This is a genomic window from Fluctibacter corallii, assembly GCF_025751585.1.
Classification (GTDB): Bacteria; Pseudomonadota; Gammaproteobacteria; order Enterobacterales; family Alteromonadaceae; genus Fluctibacter_A; species Fluctibacter_A corallii.
Genome location: NZ_JAOWKX010000006.1, coordinates 189387 through 204289, shown reverse-complemented (window position 1 = coordinate 204289; position 14903 = coordinate 189387). Strand labels below are relative to the sequence as shown.

Genomic DNA, 14903 nt, shown 5'->3' with positions numbered 1-14903 from the left:
TAAATAATGCGCATTCTGGTTGTTGACGACGAGTCTTTGAACCGGTTTCTTCTGGTGCATATGCTGGAAGAAGCAGGCTATAAAGATTGCTACGAAGCGGAGAATGGCCAAGAGGCGCTAAAACTTGCCGAAAAAATAAAGCCAGATTTGGTACTGCTCGATATTGTCATGCCCGATATGAGCGGTTACGACGTCGCGCCTATCTTAAAAAAGAAAGCGGGTGGTATCTATTTGCCCGTCATTTTTATCACCGCATTAGATGATCAAAGCAGCTTAGCAAAGTGTCTTGAAGTTGGCGGCGATGATTTTGCATCGAAGCCCTTTGATAAAGTCATTTTGACCGCAAAAATCCGAGCTCATGGTAGAACTCGTGAGCTCAGTAAGAAAACCTTCGAACAAAAGGAAGAGCTGACTTATTACCGAAATAGTGTTGAGCGAGAACATGCTATTGTGGAGCACATTTTCGCGAATGCCCTAACTATCAATAAAAAAGCGGGGCGTTATTTTGATTATCGACTGGCACCCGCGAGTAGTTTTAACGGGGACTTATTTTTGATTGAGCCAAGTCCTTCGGGTGGCCTGTACTTTTTAATGGGAGATTTTACCGGGCATGGACTAGCCTCGGCAATCGGTGCTTTACCCGTAACGCGTGCTTTTCAAGCTATGGCATCAAAAGGACTGGCGGTGTCTGAAATGGCAGCTACCATCAACCACACGTTATTGTCGCTGCTTCCTGTTGATATGTTTTTTGCCGCTGCAATTGTGGAGGTGGCAAAAAATGGTACGCATATTAATGTGTGGAATGGTGGCATGCCGGACCTTATTCTGATTAACCGTGAAGGTGAAATTCGCAAGCATTTTGAATCTATGCATATGTCTCTTGGAATATTGGATGACGGCGAATTTGACGATGTCGTCGAGCATTTCCAAGCTGAAGAAGGTGATAGACTGCTGGGTTATAGCGATGGGTTAGTTGAGTTAACGAATGCAGAAGAGAAAATGCTAGGCGAAGAAGCATTTTATCGTTGGCTGAAAAATGAACCTGATGTCACTGTCACGTCGTTAAATGAGCGTATTGAAAAGTTTCGAGGTAACGCTGAGCAACTTGATGACATTACTTTAGTGTCTTTTTATTGTAAGCCGCTTGAGTTAGATGTTTCACCTAATCTTACCTCTTTGCCATTTGAGATACATTTTGCGCTTGATGCAGATAAACTGAAAAAACTTGACCCTGTACATGACATAACGATGATGATTGCCAGTCAGATGGGGCTGGATACCCTTCGCTCTGATATTTCTACTGTGCTAAGCGAATTGTTTAACAATGCGCTTGATCATGGTTTGTTGAAGCTAGACAGTGATATGAAGAAAACCACGGATGGATTTTTTGAATATTTTGAGCAGCGTTTGGAACGGTTACAGCAATTGGAGTCTGGTTTTGTTCACATCGACGTTAAGCTGGACCCAGACACCCGCTTACTCACTATAGAAATTTCGGACTCTGGTCAAGGGTTCGACATATCCAAAGTAAATAACGCCACTGACAACGATTGTTTTGGAAGAGGCATCCCACTGATTCGTGAAATTTGTCACGATGTTCACTATTATCCTGGCGGCACACGCGTTAAAGTCGACTTTCTCATTAAATAATAAGGAAAATTTATGCAAATCAGAACAGCTTTGCCGTCTGATCAAGGGGCAATTGTTGCGTTTAATCAGGCAATGGCAGAAGAAACTGAAGGAAAAAGACTTGATGAAAATACGCTGAGTCAAGGCGTCGCGAAGGTACTCAATGATCAGAGTAAAGGGTTTTATTTGGTGGCCGAAGTAGACGGAAATATTGCTGGTAGCCTTATGGTAACTTATGAATGGAGTGACTGGCGTAATGGCACATTTTACTGGATTCAAAGCGTTTATGTTATGCCTGAGTTTCGTCGTAAAGGAATATATAAAGCCTTGTATGAGCAAGTTAAGACATTGGCAGAAGAGAATGCAGACGTCTGCGGATACCGTCTTTACGTTGAAAAAGACAACCTCGTCGCGCAACAGACTTATGTTTCGTTAGGCATGCAAGAGAGTTATTACTTGATGTACGAAGCCAAAAGCTAATGGCGCTTGTCGATGAGATTCTGCGATTTACCCGAAAAATCACACAACGCTATTGAGAATCATTATCAACAAGATTACACTTTAGCGCAATTAAAGCACGCTGGACGCATACAATGTTAAAAAATATCAAGATTTTGAGTGGCCTTAGCGCACTTGCTGTCGCAATGTTATCTACCTCTTTCGTTTCACAGGCTGATGAAGTCAACGTGTATTCAGCGCGCAAAGAAGCGCTGATTAAGCCAGTGTTAGATAAATTTTCAAAAGACACGGGCATTAAAGTAAACCTTGTTACAGGGAAAGCTGACGCCTTAATTAGCCGACTGAACAGCGAAGGACAATTAAGCCCCGCAGACGTACTATTGACCACTGATGTTGGTCGATTGGTAAGAGCGAAAACACAAGGGGTGACGCAAGCTATTGAGTCTGAGGTGCTTGAAGGAGCAATTCCTGCGCATTTTCAAGATGATGATAATCATTGGTTTGCACTTACTGTGCGTGCTAGACCGATTATGTACTCCCCTGAACGCGTCGATCCGAAAGAATTGAGCACGATTGAAGCCCTTACAGATAAAAAATGGAAAGGCCGGATTTGTATTCGCTCTTCGTCAAACATTTACAATCAGTCAATGGTTGCGGCAATGATTGAGCAGCAAGGTGAAGCGAAAGTTGAAGCGTGGGCGAAAGATTTCGTTAAAAACTTTGCTCGCCCACCAAAAGGCGGAGATCGCGATCAAATCAAAGCTGTGGTAGCTGGTCAGTGCGATATCGCGATAGCGAATACCTACTATTTGGGCGGAATGCTTGAAAGTGCTGACAGTAAAGAAAAAGCAATTGCGCAACAAGTTAACGTATTCTGGCCTAACCAAACTGACCGTGGTGCGCACATTAATATTTCTGGCGCTGCCGTTACAGCACATGCACCAAATAAAACGCAAGCAGTAAAATTGATTGAATATCTTGCCAGAAAAGACAGCCAACAGTGGTACGCCAGCACCAATCATGAATATCCAGTGCTTGAAGGCGTTGAGCACAGTGATACACTAAAGGGGTTTGGTCAATTCAAAGCGGAAACCATCCCTCTTTATCGCGTCGGTGAATTAAACGCCGAGGCTGTAAAAGTGATGGATAAAGCTGGCTGGAAGTAACGCTTTAGCCCTTGCATCATCATGGGTGTAAATACACGATGATGCAGCTTTATTTCCGCATCAAAATGGATGTAGTATCACCTTGAATCAACATATTCGCGCCCTGACCGACCCTTGGCAGGGCGCTTTACTTTTGCTGGGCGCAATGTTGTGTACGCCCATTTTTGTGATTTATTTTAGCTGGGGTGCATTCGACACCAGCGTGTGGTCACACCTTGCTGATACAGTGCTGTCAGACTACATCATCAATTCCCTGTTGCTGGCTATTGGGGTGGGCCTCGGTGCACTTGTATTAGGCACAACGACAGCCATGATTATGGCACGTTATAATTTCGTGGGAAGGCGTATACTAAATTGGTTGTTATTGCTTCCTTTAGCCATGCCCGCTTACATTATTGCTTATACCTACACTGGCATTCTGGATTTTATGGGGCCGGTGCAATCTGCCTTACGTGACATAACGGGATGGGGGTATGGTGACTATACCTTCCCTGATATTCGTTCACTTGAAGGCGCAATACTTGTTATGTCGTTGGTGTTATATCCGTATGTGTATATGCTGGCAAAGACGGCATTTAGTGAACAACCGGCGTCTTTATATCAAGCCAGTCAAAGTATGGGTGTGACGAAGTACCAGCACTTTCTAAAGGTAACATTACCGCTAGCCAGACCTGCGTTAATTACTGGCGCTGCACTGGCAATGATGGAAGCGTTCGCTGATTATGGAACGGTTCAATATTTCGGGATAAGCACCTTCACTACGGGCATTTTTCGTACCTGGTTCGGCCTAGGTGATGGTATTGCTGCGGCGCAGCTCTCTTCTGTCTTATGTACATTTGTCTTTGTTACTTTGGTGTTGGAGAAAATGTCCCGCCGAAAAATCCAGTATTTTCATCAAGGACAGAATCATCAAAGCCAAACCAGAAAACAGCTTGGGATGGCAAAAGGCGCAGCTGCGTTTTTTCTGTGTTTATTGCCGCCACTATTTGGGTTTATTTTACCTTCTATTCAGCTAGGATATTGGGCGACGTTAACCTATAAAACTGCCTGGGATGAACAGTTTACTGCCTTGGTACTTAATTCATTGTTTATTGCGCTAGCTGCCGCTGTGGTAGTAGTGACGTTGGCATTATTGTTGACCTATGGTAAACGATTGAAGAAAACCCCTTTACTGTCGGGGAATGTGGGTGTCGTTTCATTAGGGTATGCCATTCCTGGTACTGTTATTGCTGTGGGTATTTTGCTTCCGCTTGGCTGGGCAGATCACGCTATTAACGCCCTTTGGAAGAGCTGGACAGGTGAACTGTTAGGTTTGGTTTTTTCCGGTACTGTGTTTGCGTTGTTATTCGCGTATAGCATTCGTTTTTTAGCGGTTGCCATTCACAATATTGAATCAGGATTAGGACGAATTACGCCCAGCATGGATAATGCTGCGCGCTCCTTAGGTGCCAGCCCCATTAGGGTATTAAAGCAGATTCATATACCTATGCTTCGGGCTAGCGTGCTAAGTGCTGCCTTACTAGTATTTGTTGATGTGCTAAAAGAGCTGCCCGCAACGTTGATTCTGCGGCCGTTTAATTTTAATACGTTGGCGGTGAGAAGCTTTGAATTGGCTTCCGATGAAAGGTTAGTCGATGCGGCGATGCCTGCTCTGGCGATTGTGCTGGTGGGACTGGTTCCCGTCATTTTATTAACGCGCGCGATTGACCGCGCGTCCCAAAGGTAATTTCTTGTCATGTTGACCCTAAACGATATCCAAATCCGTTATGGCAATGTAACCGCAGTAAACTATGTGTCTTTGTCGTTGAAAGAGGGGCAAATTGGCTGTTTACTTGGGCCGTCGGGTTGTGGAAAAACCTCAACGTTACGCGCTATTGCTGGTTTTGAGCATGTGGCATCGGGAAGCATAGAGCTTCGTGGTGCGTTGGTTAGCAGCGCGTCTACGCACATTCCACCCGAAAAACGACACATGTCGGTGGTGTTTCAGGATTTTGCATTATTCCCACATATGAGTATTGCAGACAATATCGCGTTTGGTTTACATACTGTTCCTCAAGAACAACGTCACGCGCGTGTCGATGCCATGCTTGACCTCATCGGGTTGCCAAATATTGGTGAGCGCTATCCGCATGAGTTATCAGGTGGCCAACAACAGCGTGTCGCATTGGCTAGAGCATTAGCGCCAGAGCCAGATTTAATTCTGCTTGATGAACCTTTTTCGAGCTTAGATGCTGACCTAAGAGAAGAGCTCGCGAAAGATATTCGACGTATCTTAAAACATCAAAAAACGTCGGCTTTAATGGTCACCCATGATCAACATGAGGCTTTTGCTATAGCGGATGTTATCGGCGTGATGTGCGACGGCGCATTGCACCAGTGGGATAGCGCCTATGGTTTATACCATCGACCTGTTAGCCGCTTTGTCGCGGATTTTATTGGCAGTGGTGTGTTAATTCCAGGCGTGATTACTGAGCACCATCAAGTGGATTGTTGCTTAGGGCAATTTGCATTATCTGCTCAACATCAGTTTGATAAAGGGGCGCGAGTTGAAGTACTTGTGCGCCCTGATGACATAGAGCATGACGACAAAAGCCCGCAGAAAGCAAGAATTTTAAACCGTATGTTCAGAGGGTCTCACATCATGTACGAATTAGGGGTAGAAGGGAGTCATGTGCCGCTACTGTGTCTAGCACCGAGTCACCACGATCATGAGGTGGGGGAGCAATTCGGGATTAAGACGGACTTGGCTCACGTGGTGATGTTTGCCAGAGCAAGTTAAGTATTATTGAGCAAGAGTCAGTTAAGCCTTCTTAGCTAACTTAGCGCATCAGCAGAAGCCTCGACTACCTCAGTCTATCGTAGGCGCTTTGGGCGTGTTCGATGAATGTAGCGAGGACAACGCATCTTTTTCTGGTTTGGAGCGATACGTGTTAACCAGTGCCTTGAAGGGATCAATATAGCACGCCCATAGTGTTTGATGGTGTGGCTGGTGCTTACCTAATCCAAATCGAATGCGAGTAGCGCTTGATGACAACACTAGCGTGTTAGCTAATCGATCCCAAATCGCCAATGCCGAACCGAGATTACGGTCGAAGTGCTTGGGGTTGTCACTATGGTGGATTTGGTGCTGTGCAGGGCTAATAAACCAGCGCTCAATGATATCTCCCCATGACCAGCGCACATGCGAATGGCGCAGGTTTGCCCCCATGATGTTAAATACAAACACGAAGATGTTAGCCCCCATTACATCCAGCATCGTCAATGATTGTCCGAAGAGGACATAACCAATGCCGACTGCAATTCCTTGTGCTAACGCAAGGCGGCACGCGTATAGGTAGCTCTCAAGGGGATGTGTTCGATAAATGGTGATGGGAGTAAGCACTTTTGCTGAATGATGTACCTTGTGAAATTCCCACAACATTGGCACTTTGTGAAATGCCAAATGTAATAGAAACCGCGTGAGATCATCCAATAAAAATAACAGCAGTGTAAATACACTAATCACTACGAGAGGATGTGAGGTCAGTGGAGCAGGGTGACCGAACAAGGATTCTAGCGCACCACTTACGCCCATTGCTATGGGCACCATAGTCAGTACTATTGGGGCCCATAGCAATGCACGCGTTAATCGATTAACAATAAACAGGCCGTAATCTAACTTGGCAGAATCATGCAGCCAAATTCGTCGATTGAAAAGATAACCGGCAAAACCTGATAAGGTTTTTTGTTTTTTGTGAACAAAATACGCAGGAATAGCAAGTAAACAGGCCGACAGTAAGTACAAACCAAACGTACGTCGATTTGCACTTAAAAGATAATCAGGCAGTGACATCACACTGCTCTGAAGAAATTCTGTCAGGCCTGCTAACATATTGACTTAAAACCGGTATTTATAGCCGACAACAAACTGACGTGGCTTGTTTGGGCGCGCGCCATAGGGGCGACGGCTGACAATGCTCTCGTCATCTAATAAATTATCGGCTTTTGCGTACACTTCACTACGCGCTGATAATTGGTAGTTTGCTGTGAGGTCTAAGGTGGTGTAACTGTCTGTTTCAACCCCTGCCAATGTCGCATCTCTGGCATCACCCGTGAGAGCAGTTTGCGCGGCTTCAGGCATCGCACCAGAATAGCTTAAAATGGCAGATACGAGCCAATTTTGTCCCTCTAATCCGACAGACAAACTTGCCATGTGTTCAGCGAGATAAGGCACTGCATCGCCATTATTCACAAATCCCCATTGCTCAAAGTCAGAATAAAATGTTTGGTTAAATTCTGAATCGGTGTAGGTGTAACTCAAGTGTACAGGCATTGTTAACGAGTCAGAAAGCGTATAGCGCTGACCAGCGCTTACTTCAAGCCCGTATATATCCACTTCACCCGCATTGAACTCCTCATCAGTATCGCAGCCAGCTGAATTAGAGCAACTCTCTTTTAAGTTACTGTAGTCACTGTAAAAGCCGACGATTTCAGCTTGGGTTCCATTATTGGCATAACGATATCCCAATTCATAATTGGTACTTTTTTCTGCCTCTAATGCTGCATCTTGAATGGGACTTGTTGGTACGAATCCTTTATGCACGCCACCGAAGATTCCACTGTTAGCATCGAGACGATAGTAAGCACTGATGCTAGGTAACCAAATACGATACGACTTTCGTTGATAATCTTGCTCAAAACCCGTGGTACGGTTTTGATAGTCGCTATCAATAAACTCACCTCGTACGCCGGCTGTCAATAAGATAGCGCCTAAGTCAACAGTATCCTGAAGGTATACAGAGACTGTCTCGCTTTGCTCAGTATTGGTGGATGTCGGCGTGATACCTTCTCCTGTATTCACTAATTCACTGCTTCGCATGAAAAAACGTTGTTCAGTGTGATTGCGCTGAATCTCATCTTCATGAAACCGCACGCCTGCTTCAAAACGATGGGCTAAATTCATAAGAGTGAATCGGTATTCGCCATCAATTTGAATGCCCTGTGAGTAATATTCTCTGTCGTTGTTGCCCAATACAATGATCTCTTGCAACGTGCTATCTGTAGCGCCAGTGAGCACATTGTAATAGCGATTATAGGCGTCTGAATCTGGTGCGTTTAAAATAGCTTGCAGCGTTGGCGTAGCGCCCAGTGAACTGGCAAATCCGTTTACTTTAAACCATGCACGCTCAAAATCGTTTCGGTATACGCGTGTTGTGAGATTGAATGCATCTGCTTCTAAATGATAGGTGAATAGCGCTTGCGTGTGTTCCCAGTCCATTTTATCTAACTGAGAGGCAGCGTAACGTCGATAAGGTGATTCACGAAAATCGCTGTCTGTTAGTCCCAAATAGGTTTCATCCGATGTTTCTTCGGTGTAGCCGAGTTTGAGCTCCAAGAGATGGTTAACGTTACCTGTAGCAAACTCATGATTAAACTTTGCCATTAAGTCGGTTTTTTCAAACCCAGTGTCCCCACCCGTGTCTAGCGTCTTGAAACCATCAGCAGATAGGTGCAACCCTTCAAATAAAAATCCAGTTTGTCCAATCGTGTTACCATAAAAACTGTGTGCTTTTTGGTAACCGTCTCCGCCTAGTGCAACATCAATTCCGCCCTCACTTGATACGGGAACAGGACGTGTAACCAAGTTTAGCGCCCCAGCTACGGTGTTAGGGCCGTATTTGATTGTTGATGGGCCTTTGGTCACTTCAATTGCTGTCATTCTGCTGGTCATTGGAAAATAATATGCAGCAGGCGCAGAGTAGGGGGCTGGCCCAATCAACACACCGTCTTCCATGATATTGATTTTTTTACTACGTTCTGGTGTGACACCACGAAAGCCAATATTAGGACGCAGACCATAGCCATCTTCCTGACGGATGTTCACACCCGGCACTGTGGCTAGAATGCGTGCAATATCATCATATTCAAATTTTTCTAATTCGGTTTCATCTATGAGTGCAACAGAGCCCGCGATAGAGCTCATGTCATTGCGTGCGCCAAGCACGCTAATACGTTCTAGATTCGCTGAGTCGGGCGTTTGTGCCGTCGCCCCTGTAGTCACTAAACCCGTGATAAGGGTCGCAAGTAACGAATATTTCATAAGGTGTTCACTTTATTCTAAATATGCCATCAATGATTGTTTAGTCGTTGTCACCAGCAGAGGTTGCTGGAAGCTCTAATGACAAACTTTGAATGAAATCGGCTTTCATTTTATCCGTCACGTCTTTCACCTCGCCATGAAGTGTTCTGGCGCTGTCTGGGTTATTCTCAAGAAGGTGTGTCAGTGTGTTTTGCAAACTTTGTGCATATTCAAGTGCCTGCGTAAGATCCGCCGTCATTTGAAGCGCAGTGTCGCTGTCTCCTACATCTACAAGGTAGTCGTCAAAGCCTACCGCATCGCTAGATTCCCCGCCTTTGAATAACAAGTTGAGTGCCTTAATGTTAGCGGTGATATTTTGCAAAGAATGCTGGGCATAGGGTGACTCGACATTCTCTGGGCATACACTCAGACCACAGTCGTTAGCAATAATACCGAGTGGCGCAGCAAGTTTTGCGTCTTTCGTCGCGCTATCTATGTAAAACATGGCATCAGAGATATCGTTTACCGCGGCTTGTGCGTCAGTAAACGCATTGCCTGGTTCACCCGCATTAATAAATATATTTTTGTATCCGCTATTATCGTCGCCTTCCCATGCATTGAGCAGTACTTGCGCTTGAATGGTTAAATCTGCAGCCACTTTTTCTGCATAAGCACAACGTGCTTGCACTTTTTGTTCGTCTGTTCTTGCGTCCCATCCTACCGGTTCTGAGCCAAAAGAGGTGCAAGAATGATCTAGCGTGTCGTTAAACAACAAATATTCAAGTGCATCTAATCCTTTTCGGCTTACCGTGCGTGTGGCGATGTCGTAATCTGCTTGTTCCGATAGCACAACATCTTGGTCTACTGCGCAAGAAGAGGTATTTGGCCATGAGTAAATTTTGTTACGTAAATTGCTATTGTTCTCAAGCAAGGGGCCGATTTGCATCATCTCTGCCATTTGCCAAGTCACCATGGCATCTTGCCACTGTTGTTGTGACTGGGTTTTCCAGCTTGCCGTATCATTGCTACTGGCTCGCTGAGCATCACAATATCCAGATATTGCTGCGCTTAGCGATACGGTGTTATCTGCGAATAATTTATACGTAGGCAAAATAACATTGTTTGCCACACTTTCCAGCAATGCTTTTTGGTTAAATTGCGTGGGAGTGGTAGGGGGAGTCTGTGGTGAACCACCAAATTGTTCACCCTGTTCGCTACTGCTACTTTCACCGCAGCCACTCAACGAGAAAGTCGCAGTTAAAGCAACACTTAGCACCATTGCTTGTTTAATTTTGTTAAGCGAAAACACGAATAACTTCTCCAAAATTTATCCTGCATATAAAAATGCAAAAAGGTCGATTCTTACGAACCAACCTTTATTTCGATCATAATTTAATGTAAAAACAAACGTTTACCAGTTAGCGACATTCTCTTCGTTGAATCCGTATGCCGCTTGAATTAGTGCTCTGGCGTCTTGTAAGTCTTTGATGTAAGCCGTTACTTCTGCGTCACCTGTAAGCACAGGTGCATCTTTCATAAAAGTGTGCAGCTTTTCAAAATCGCCATCGACTTTCATCATCGGAGAGCGACGGTTAAACTGGAAGCCCAGTGCGAAACCTTTCATTTCTGACCAATGTTTTGCAAGATTGCTGTAACTAAATTCATCGGTACCAATTGCGTTCAAATCTGCAATCGAGTCATTGATGTAGTGTACAACCGTCGCGGCAATAGATTTTTCCCACGCCAATAGTGCGGTATCTCTATAGTCTTGCAATTCTGTAAGCTGTGCGACGGTCAGCGCTGTTCCTGCAGTGTCGTTAAGTAATTTACGACCTTGAAGAAAGGCGTTCATTGCTTCTGCCGTGTAATCCGTAGCCACTGTAGCGCCTAGATCACGTTTTGCAGCATTGATTGATTGGCCGAAATTATACTCTGATGTGAAGTCAATCTTGCCATCGCCATTGGTATCGTAATAGCCCTGCCAGTTGTCGCGTCCGCCTTTTTGAGCAAGCTCTTCATCGCTGTAATCTAAATAGTTACGTGCTGCGCCAAAATAGCCGAATCCTTCGTCAAACTGATGTTCAAGCGCAGTGTAAGCCTTGCCTGTTGTCGTGTCTTCGTGATCTGACAACAAACCTTTACCCGCTGTGTCGTCATCTAGATAGTCATCAGCGCCTTGTGAGAATGCCACAGACATCAGCAAGAATTTTTGAATGAGTTGCTTAAGATCGCGACCGTCATCGGTAAGGTAAAGTGTAGTAATATCGTTGCCGAATGGGTCTTGACGTGTTGTACCAGCCAGTTGTGTTTCGGCGTTAGTAGCAAGCATATCAAAGTATTCACGCACTAATTTTTCAGGCGTTGTTGAACCCGTAGCACCCCAACCCATGAAGTCGCCGTTGTTCCAATCTTTGTGCTGCCCTGTTGCGTCATTACCAGCAATTTTGCCCACAAGATTTTTAGAGGAAGAAGATACAGCAGAAAGGGTTGTTTGATCCGCTGCTGGCGTGGTTGTGGTCAAAAGGGCACGTTCAGAGAGTGCTTCATAATCAGTAACATCAAAGTATGAATTTAGCGCATCAAGTACGTCTTGTTTTGACGTAAATGTGCCGTTGCTATCGAACGTGCTTGAGTCGCCCAGTTGCGCGCCAATCAGTGCATTTAAATCGTTAATCAGCAAATGACGTGCAGTTTGACCGCTGTACGATACTGACGACGCTCCTGGATTGATTTTGCTCTCGAATTCATAGAAATCAAGGGTATCTTCGATGGTTAAAGACAAGGTTTTATTAAAAGTGAACGTACCGTCAAATACAGTAATGTCTACATCAACCGTTTGTGTGTTTTCAAAATTGAATGCCGTATTGTCAGCCAGTTTGAGGGTTGTGCCATCGATAACAAAACGCTCATCTGAGGTGGTGAACATATGCCTATCACCAGAATCGCTGTCGGTCACTGTAAGCTCACCGACAACACCGCCTTTAACATTTTCCGTTATCGATATAGAGGATAAGGAAATGTCAGTAGGTGCTGATTTTGACGGTGTAGGGGCTGGGGCTGGTGAAGAGGAGCTACCTCCACCACATGCCGTTAATCCTAAAGTAGCGATAGCTACAGCCAAAGCAATGCGAGAGCGCTTCATTGTTAACATGATATCCTCGTGAGCGGTAAATAAATTTATATCGTTATAATAGTGACGCTACATATTATACAAAACTAAATGAGAATCAAAGTCATTTAACTTCTTGTCTCGCTTTTTCTCGTAAGAATTTTTGTCCTTTTCTATAAATATCTTCGTATCAGGCAAATAGGTGGGACATTAAAGGTGTTAAAGCGGGGATAAAAGCATGCGGATAGGTATTGTAGGGGCTGGGGTAACAGGATGTTTACTCGCAAATAAACTGACAAACAGCGGTGCTGACGTCACAGTACTAGAAAAGTCACGGGGGACCGCTGGCAGAGCGTGTCATAAAAAAACGGAGTGGGGCAGCTTTGATATGGGAGCGCCGGTGATCCCTGCGTACAATGACGCGTTCTTGACCTTTATGGAACGTTGCGTGAGTGATGGGGTGGCAGTCCGTTGGCCAGATAAAGCCTTCACTTACAACGGTGAATTAAACGCCAAAAATGACGATGCAGACGAGGGCAAACAGCCTGTCACTCGTTATGCTTTTCCTCGTGGGGTTAATGATGCTTGCCAACGTTGGTTGCAAGGTAGTGAGTTAAAAACTCAAGCGAAGGTGGCTCACTTCCAAAGACTACCTGAAGGTTGGCTCCTTTGGGACGAGCAAGAAGGCAGTTATGGCTTGTTTGATAGTATTGTGATGACTGCGCCTTGGCCGCAAACGCGTTTATTGCTGGAGGATATTCCTGACGCTGACGAATTCACTGGCAAAACCAGCCAGAACTGGACAAGTTGCTGGTCTGTTGCGATGGAGATAGCTCAACCGATTAATACGCATGCTAAACTTATTCATGTTGAGCAATCAGATATACAAGTGGTGTGCTTGGACACGTCGAAAACACTGAGTCGCTCCCCCAATATTCATCAAACGTGGGTGGTGTATTTTTCCCATGAATTTTCAGATCGCCATCCCCAGATTGATGAGGACGCGCTATTAGCGACTGCAAAGCAGACATTGTGTGATATGTTCGGGGTAAGCGCGTTAAAAGTAACAAGCAGTTATCGACATTATTGGCGGTTTGCCAGACCTGCTCTAGGAGAAGCTCCCATCGGAATTTTTCAGAGCAAATGCAATACTGTTTTCGCAGGTGGAGATTGGAGCTTTGGTGCATCGTTTCAGGCTGCATTTCAGGCCAGTAACTCGCTATTTGAGAGTATCATTGCGCAAACAACAAAGGAGGGCTAATGCTCAAGTCTGTTAAGGAATGGTTTCGTCAGTCTTTGTCATCAGAAGACGGTGGGAATACGTCACACTCTGTCGAACTGTGTACGGCCGTTTTGCTCTATGAAATTATGCGAGCCGATCATCAGTTAACACCAAAAGAAAGAGAAGCATGCACATTACTGATTCGGTCGCATTTTAATTTACCTGAAGACGAAATTGCCACGTTGCTAAAGGCATCGCATGAACAGGCTTCTCAGGCTGTAGATTTAGTGGAGTATACTCGGGTAATTAATCAACATTGCGACATCAAAGAAAAAGAACAAATATTGACGATGTTGTGGCAGATGGCTTTTTCAGATCACAAACTTGATCCCCATGAGGAGCACCTTATTCGTAAGTTAGCTGATTTACTTTACTTACCACACAGCCAGTTTATCAAAACAAAACTGAATGTAGTGTCAGGTCAGTGACCCCTTTTTTTAGTAAATATTTGGCTTTATGTTTATTGGTGTCGCAAAAAAGATACACTATAAGGTGTTGAAATGTAATGTTTTTTTTGTAGTTGGTGGGTGGGTGTATCAATTGGGTAACATCTATCTGTCTGCTTTTGTCATCATTATTTTTAACTTATTGAAATATAAGGAAAATGTAAAACTGGCACGCACTTTGTAAAGAGGCTTTGGCACAGCGTCAGTCAACTGGTTCCTGAGACTGAAGTACCATGGAGGAGTTAGCTGTGAGACAGGAGAATCCGTTTTTTGTCTGGTCGTGGGACAAAGTCTGTTTACAGCGCGGTTCACTTCTTTTTACCGAATTATGGTAATTTTGGGCAAGGATGCCTATATTTTTTGATATACTACACGGAATAAATTTTTACCACGCTGTGGAGGGAATCATGGCATCAAATCGTAATATTTTGCTCGCCACTTCTTTGTTTGTGTACGTATATTCATTATCTGCTTTTGCCATAGAGCATTCGCATTCCTGTAATTTGACTGTCGATGACAATCAAATACAGATACTAGATAAGGACGGCAACAACCAAATTTCTATCGCAGAAGCGGTAGCTAGTGCACCTTTACTCGCTCAATTCCACCGAGTTGATTTGAATAAAGATGGCGTACTGTCTACACATGAATTTTTGCTTTGTGGCGTGCGGGCTTCTAAGCAAAGTACTGCTGAAACAAAGCAGCAAAGTAACAACATTAATGATCTGCCTTCGATATGAAGTCAGTAAACACA

12 protein-coding genes are annotated in these 14903 nt (G+C 44.6%); 8 read left to right on the top strand and 4 right to left on the bottom strand.

What is annotated here, in order from left to right:
• Positions 1 to 6: 6 nt before the first annotated feature.
• The 5 genes from OE749_RS12785 (at position 7) to OE749_RS12765 (ending at position 6033) form a co-directional block, all read left to right on the top strand.
• Positions 7 to 1650 (top strand): ATP-binding SpoIIE family protein phosphatase, encoded by a 1644-nt coding sequence (locus tag OE749_RS12785; RefSeq protein WP_263712854.1) that lies wholly within the window; start codon positions 7 to 9, stop codon positions 1648 to 1650.
• A 12-nt stretch (positions 1651 to 1662) separates the two neighbouring features.
• Entirely contained in the window at positions 1663 to 2109 is a 447-nt protein-coding gene (locus OE749_RS12780) for a GNAT family N-acetyltransferase (protein WP_263712853.1), read from the top strand.
• Between the two features lie 113 nt (positions 2110 to 2222).
• A complete protein-coding gene (locus tag OE749_RS12775; protein WP_263712852.1) occupies positions 2223 to 3254 on the top strand; it encodes a Fe(3+) ABC transporter substrate-binding protein in 1032 nt (343 codons plus the stop codon).
• A gap of 145 nt (positions 3255 to 3399) precedes the next feature.
• Positions 3400 to 4980, top strand: a complete 1581-nt coding sequence (locus tag OE749_RS12770) for an ABC transporter permease (protein ID WP_263712931.1) — start codon at positions 3400 to 3402, stop codon at positions 4978 to 4980.
• Between the two features lie 9 nt (positions 4981 to 4989).
• Positions 4990 to 6033, top strand: a complete 1044-nt coding sequence (locus OE749_RS12765; protein WP_263712851.1) for an ABC transporter ATP-binding protein — start codon at positions 4990 to 4992, stop codon at positions 6031 to 6033.
• A 69-nt stretch (positions 6034 to 6102) separates the two neighbouring features.
• Here OE749_RS12765 and OE749_RS12760 read toward each other — a convergent pair whose 3' ends face one another.
• The 4 genes from OE749_RS12760 to OE749_RS12745 all read right to left on the bottom strand — a co-directional run bounded on the left by OE749_RS12760 (position 6103) and on the right by OE749_RS12745 (position 12463).
• Positions 6103 to 7125 (bottom strand): sterol desaturase family protein, encoded by a 1023-nt coding sequence (locus OE749_RS12760; protein ID WP_263712850.1) that lies wholly within the window; start codon positions 7123 to 7125, stop codon positions 6103 to 6105.
• A 6-nt stretch (positions 7126 to 7131) separates the two neighbouring features.
• Positions 7132 to 9333: a TonB-dependent receptor family protein gene (locus OE749_RS12755; RefSeq protein WP_263712849.1), complete on the bottom strand. Its 2202-nt coding sequence runs from the start codon at positions 9331 to 9333 to the stop codon at positions 7132 to 7134.
• 40 nt (positions 9334 to 9373) lie between these two features.
• A complete protein-coding gene (locus tag OE749_RS12750; protein ID WP_263712848.1) occupies positions 9374 to 10636 on the bottom strand; it encodes an imelysin family protein in 1263 nt (420 codons plus the stop codon).
• Between the two features lie 87 nt (positions 10637 to 10723).
• Positions 10724 to 12463 carry a DUF4856 domain-containing protein gene (locus tag OE749_RS12745; RefSeq protein WP_263712847.1) on the bottom strand — a complete coding sequence of 580 codons (1740 nt, stop codon included), beginning with the start codon at positions 12461 to 12463 and terminating at the stop codon, positions 10724 to 10726.
• A 196-nt stretch (positions 12464 to 12659) separates the two neighbouring features.
• On the opposite strand from OE749_RS12745, the gene OE749_RS12740 reads away from it, so the two are divergent.
• From OE749_RS12740 to OE749_RS12730, 3 genes are all read left to right on the top strand, one after another.
• Positions 12660 to 13682 (top strand): NAD(P)/FAD-dependent oxidoreductase, encoded by a 1023-nt coding sequence (locus OE749_RS12740; RefSeq protein ID WP_263712846.1) that lies wholly within the window; start codon positions 12660 to 12662, stop codon positions 13680 to 13682.
• Positions 13682 to 14131, top strand: a complete 450-nt coding sequence (locus OE749_RS12735) for a tellurite resistance TerB family protein (protein ID WP_263712845.1) — start codon at positions 13682 to 13684, stop codon at positions 14129 to 14131. Before OE749_RS12740 ends, OE749_RS12735 begins: the two co-directional genes overlap by 1 nt.
• A gap of 425 nt (positions 14132 to 14556) precedes the next feature.
• Positions 14557 to 14889 (top strand): EF-hand domain-containing protein, encoded by a 333-nt coding sequence (locus OE749_RS12730; protein ID WP_263712844.1) that lies wholly within the window; start codon positions 14557 to 14559, stop codon positions 14887 to 14889.
• Positions 14890 to 14903 lie beyond the last annotated feature (14 nt).

Coding starts and splice junctions, on each gene's coding strand:
- OE749_RS12785 (WP_263712854.1), top strand. CDS start 7: ATGCGCATTCTGGTTGTTGACGACGAGTCTTTGAACCGGTTTCTTCTG.
- OE749_RS12780 (WP_263712853.1), top strand. CDS start 1,663: ATGCAAATCAGAACAGCTTTGCCGTCTGATCAAGGGGCAATTGTTGCG.
- OE749_RS12775 (WP_263712852.1), top strand. CDS start 2,223: ATGTTAAAAAATATCAAGATTTTGAGTGGCCTTAGCGCACTTGCTGTC.
- OE749_RS12770 (WP_263712931.1), top strand. CDS start 3,400: ATGTTGTGTACGCCCATTTTTGTGATTTATTTTAGCTGGGGTGCATTC.
- OE749_RS12765 (WP_263712851.1), top strand. CDS start 4,990: ATGTTGACCCTAAACGATATCCAAATCCGTTATGGCAATGTAACCGCA.
- OE749_RS12760 (WP_263712850.1), bottom strand. CDS start 7,125: ATGTTAGCAGGCCTGACAGAATTTCTTCAGAGCAGTGTGATGTCACTG.
- OE749_RS12755 (WP_263712849.1), bottom strand. CDS start 9,333: ATGAAATATTCGTTACTTGCGACCCTTATCACGGGTTTAGTGACTACA.
- OE749_RS12745 (WP_263712847.1), bottom strand. CDS start 12,463: ATGTTAACAATGAAGCGCTCTCGCATTGCTTTGGCTGTAGCTATCGCT.
- OE749_RS12740 (WP_263712846.1), top strand. CDS start 12,660: ATGCGGATAGGTATTGTAGGGGCTGGGGTAACAGGATGTTTACTCGCA.
- OE749_RS12735 (WP_263712845.1), top strand. CDS start 13,682: ATGCTCAAGTCTGTTAAGGAATGGTTTCGTCAGTCTTTGTCATCAGAA.
- OE749_RS12730 (WP_263712844.1), top strand. CDS start 14,557: ATGGCATCAAATCGTAATATTTTGCTCGCCACTTCTTTGTTTGTGTAC.